A 2,104-nucleotide genomic window follows, 5' to 3' on the forward strand; every position below is an offset into this window, starting at 1 on the left:
CCACACAGCGGCCTTCCAGCCGTGGCCCGTACGTTGGGACGGGCCGGCGCCGGCCATGCGGGATCGCGGGCCCGGTGTCGTCGTTCTCAAGCGGCTTGCCAGCTAGACCGGACGGGCGGAGATTCTGTGACGACCCGTCCGGGCACCGCCCGGCATCGTCTGTCCATGCCTCCTTGCCGCCGCGACGTCCAGCGGCTGTCACAACTCCCCGGCTGTCCGGTCTACGGGGGTGTGGCTTGCACTGCGCCCGTACAGGCCTCCGCAGCGAGAAGGGAAGCGAGCGGCCGTGGAGAGACGCGTACTACCCATAGACCCTGAGGAGCATGCCGATCCTGCCGCTGCCAGCGTGTCGCTGGCAGCCGAGGCCGCCCTGCTCGAGACTCGTCTGCTCATCCTTCAGGAGGCACTCGACACGGTCGACGCGCGCATCAACGCGGTCTCCGACGCACTGTGCCGACTGCGCCGCTCCGCCTGCTCCGCCGACGGTGCGGACCACGCGGAGCATGGCAGTGCATTCGGACGGGACGAGGCTGTCTCCCACCGGCACGACGCACGGCCCGAGTGACGGCACCGTGTTCCACCTGCGCTTGCTTCATCTGTTTTCCGGAGTACACACCTGCCTATGATGACTTGGGGGTACCCCATCCCGGCGTCCCACCGACGGCTGTGCAGACGAGTCGGAAGGACGCAACAAGAAGGGTTGAGGATGAGAGGAACACATGGTCTCTGGCACGCGCGCCGCACATAACATCGAGATCACCGCGGAAAGTCTCCAGGAGGACCTGGCCCGGCTGAAGGTCCAGAAGCAGGCGCTGGAGAGGGAACTGGCCGCGGTCGTGGCACATCTCGGATCCGTCCAGCGGGCCCTCAGTGCGCTCGAGGTCCTGATGCTCGACACGGCCGGTGCGGCACCGGCGGACGCTCCCACCGCCGCGGTCCCGGGCCCGCACCTCCAGGCGTCGGCGCCCTCGGAGCCGCAGTCGGACATCGCCTCATCCGCACCCGCGGTCGCGGCGTCGAAGGCCGAGGCACGGAGCCGGAAGCCCGGGAGCCGGCAGGCCGCCGAGGGGCCGGCCGACTCCGGGGCGGCCACCGACGCCGACGGTCAGCGGAAGTACGGCAAGCTCACCGAGCAGATCCTCGAGTACTTCGCCACGGTGGGCAATGCCGATGTGCGTGCCCGCGACGTAGCCGCGGCTCTCGGACGGGACACCGACAGTGGGAGCATCAACGCGGTCCGCAGCACACTTGATCGTCTCGTCGGCACTTCTCGTATCCGCCGAACCGGCCGGGGCCTGTACCGCGCCAAGCGCTCATAGGCTCACTGAGCCGGGATGCAAGGCGCGCACGGGCGCCACCGACGGGGGGACGGTGGCGCCCGGAACGGGCCGCCTGTCCGGCTCTCGGTGAACAGGCAGCACCGCGTTCCGGACACTTCGCAGGGGATCGTGTCGCTCGGCGCCCGAAACGCTGTGATCAGCATACCAAAGCTTTTTCCACCCTCGGCACGTGCCCACCGATGCGAGCACATGTTGTCGAGAAACAGTGTTACTGCTTCTGAACTCAGGCGGCTACGGGACGCGGAGCGCGCAGGTGCGCCCGCTGCTTGAGCTCCTCCTCCTCGACCAGCGTGAGCATCGGTTTGCCGGGCTCACACAGCATGGTCACGACGAACTTCGTCGGCGCGTCCGACAGGGCGTTGCCGTCCTGGTAGTGGATCACGTCGCCGCCCGGCTCCCAGAACGTCTCACCGGCCCTGACCACGCGTTCAGGCTCACCCTCGACTTCGAACCGGACGGCGCCGTCGAGCACGTACCCGAAAGCCGGCCCTGAGTGGCGATGCGGCGGAAGCCCGCTGTGACCGGGAGGCCACTCGACGCGGAGCATCATCGCTGAAGCACCCTCGGGAATGAAGGGTGGCTGCACGTCCAGAAGCGTCGTCAGTGCGTCCTGAACCGAGCTCAGGTCGAATGGCTGAGAGCTCTCTTCCGACATCACGCATACACCTCCCTGGGCCTGCCCGGCGCCGACGGCCGTTGCGCTGGCTGCCGCCTGCTGAGGGCACCAGGTCCAGGCTCCGTCCTGCCGGCATGCTCCGCAAGCC

General features: G+C 68.5%; 3 protein-coding genes. 2 read left to right on the top strand and 1 reads right to left on the bottom strand.

Going from position 1 to position 2,104, the window contains the following annotated elements; translation table 11 throughout:
- Window positions 1–346: 346 nt before the first annotated feature.
- Window positions 347–565, top strand: a complete 219-nt coding sequence (locus SSP24_RS42255; RefSeq protein ID WP_167529880.1) for a hypothetical protein — start codon at window positions 347–349, stop codon at window positions 563–565.
- Between the two features lie 154 nt (window positions 566–719).
- The gene (locus tag SSP24_RS42260; RefSeq protein ID WP_141316558.1) at window positions 720–1,319 is read left to right on the top strand and encodes a hypothetical protein; all 600 of its coding nucleotides are present in this window, start codon (window positions 720–722) and stop codon (window positions 1,317–1,319) included.
- Between the two features lie 244 nt (window positions 1,320–1,563).
- Here the strand turns inward: SSP24_RS42260 and SSP24_RS42265 are convergent, their stop codons facing one another.
- Window positions 1,564–1,995, bottom strand: a complete 432-nt coding sequence (locus tag SSP24_RS42265) for a cupin domain-containing protein (RefSeq protein ID WP_141316560.1) — start codon at window positions 1,993–1,995, stop codon at window positions 1,564–1,566.
- Between the last annotated feature and the right edge of the window lie 109 nt (window positions 1,996–2,104).

The sequence above is a fragment of the Streptomyces spinoverrucosus genome (assembly GCF_006539505.1).
GTDB classification, from domain to species: Bacteria; Actinomycetota; Actinomycetes; order Streptomycetales; family Streptomycetaceae; genus Streptomyces; species Streptomyces spinoverrucosus.